Source organism: Paraburkholderia sp. SIMBA_053 (assembly GCF_046534895.1).
In the GTDB taxonomy this organism is placed as follows: domain Bacteria; phylum Pseudomonadota; class Gammaproteobacteria; order Burkholderiales; family Burkholderiaceae; genus Paraburkholderia; species Paraburkholderia caledonica.
Genome location: NZ_JAWRXU010000326.1, coordinates 1 through 324, shown reverse-complemented (window position 1 = coordinate 324; position 324 = coordinate 1). Strand labels below are relative to the sequence as shown.

1 protein-coding gene is annotated in these 324 nt (G+C 50.9%); it reads right to left on the bottom strand.

Features of this window, described 5'->3' with window-relative positions; all coding sequences use genetic code 11:
* On the bottom strand, positions 1 to 208 hold a 208-nt coding region (locus tag SB753_RS35845; protein WP_410804841.1), incomplete at its 3' end, for a glycosyltransferase family 2 protein.
* Between the last annotated feature and the right edge of the window lie 116 nt (positions 209 to 324).

The window sequence follows — 324 nt, the reverse complement described above, 5'->3', positions numbered from 1 at the left end:
ATGGCTCGTTCCTCACGTAGCGAATGCGTGTGTCGTGCGCGTAGCGCGCTTTGATGAGCGCTTGCGTGCGGTTGTCGCTCGAATCGTCGCCGATCAGGATTTCGATGTTCGTATGTGTCTGAGCCAGACACGAGTCCAGACATTCGACGATCAGCTCAGGCCGATTGCAGGTCGGGACGCAAATGGAAACCTTGCAGGATGTCGTCATTGTTTTCCGCTCGCTCCATTAAACCGAAGGCCACATTACGAAATGTTTCGCTGCAAGCAGCAAGGTAGATGAAGGGCGTAGAAAAATAACCAGAAATAATTCAGTAAAAAATGCAG